Source organism: Bartonella sp. AP65SXKL, from assembly GCF_042195725.1.
GTDB lineage: Bacteria > Pseudomonadota > Alphaproteobacteria > Rhizobiales > Rhizobiaceae > Bartonella.
In genome coordinates this window covers 1-824 of sequence record NZ_JBHIOW010000083.1, presented here as the reverse complement: position 1 = coordinate 824, position 824 = coordinate 1, and the positions used below count along the sequence as shown (strand labels likewise).

Here is an 824-nt window from a genome sequence, read left to right as displayed (position 1 = left end):
GCGAAATGGGCTTGGGTGCTTTAAGAGATGTCTCTTTAAAACAAGCCCGTGAATTGGCAACTGGGTGGCGGGCTGTTTTACGTGAAGGGCGTGACCCTATTAAAGAACGTAATAAACAAAAGCGTGAGGCAATAAGCAATCTCCATTACTTAAAAGATATTGCACTAGATACTTTTGAAACTCGTAAAGCAGAATTAAAAGGTGATGGTAAAAATGGTAAATGGTTTACACCTTTACGCCTTCATATTCTCCCTAAATTAGGCTGTTTACCCGTTTCAGAGATTACGCAAACAGAGATACGCAATACCCTTTCTCCCATTTGGCATACAAAGGCTGTAATTGCTCGAACAGCATTGATACGTCTTAATCTTTGTCTCAAACATGCGGCTGCATTAGGTGTAGATGTTGATTTACAAGCTGTAGAAAAAGCAAAAGCTCTCTTAGGAAAACAACGCCATAAGGTCACTAATAGACCAGCGATGGATTGGAGAGAGGTTCCGGCTTTTTATAAAACACTCTGTGAAGCATCAACCATAACACAACTGGCTTTGCGTTTGCTTATTCTGACAGGTGTTCGTACCAATCCTTTACGTCATATTCATAAAGATCAAATTGATGGGGATATATGGACCATACCTGCTGAAAATATGAAAGGCAAGCGTGATACAACAAAAGAATTTCGCGTGCCTTTATCAACTGAAGCATTAGACATTTTAAAACAAGCACGATTGCTTTCTCGTAATGATTTCTTTTTTTCTGCTAAAGGTCGCGGTCCCCTCGCTGAGAAGTGTATGGCTCAATATATGAGAGACAATAAACTTGAA

The 824-nt window shown here is 39.8% G+C and carries 1 protein-coding gene; it reads left to right on the top strand.

Annotated features, from left to right (window positions below; all coding sequences use genetic code 11):
• Positions 1 to 824, top strand: an 824-nt coding sequence (locus tag ACFIMP_RS09795; protein WP_375686343.1) for a tyrosine-type recombinase/integrase, incomplete at both ends; no start/stop codon positions are given.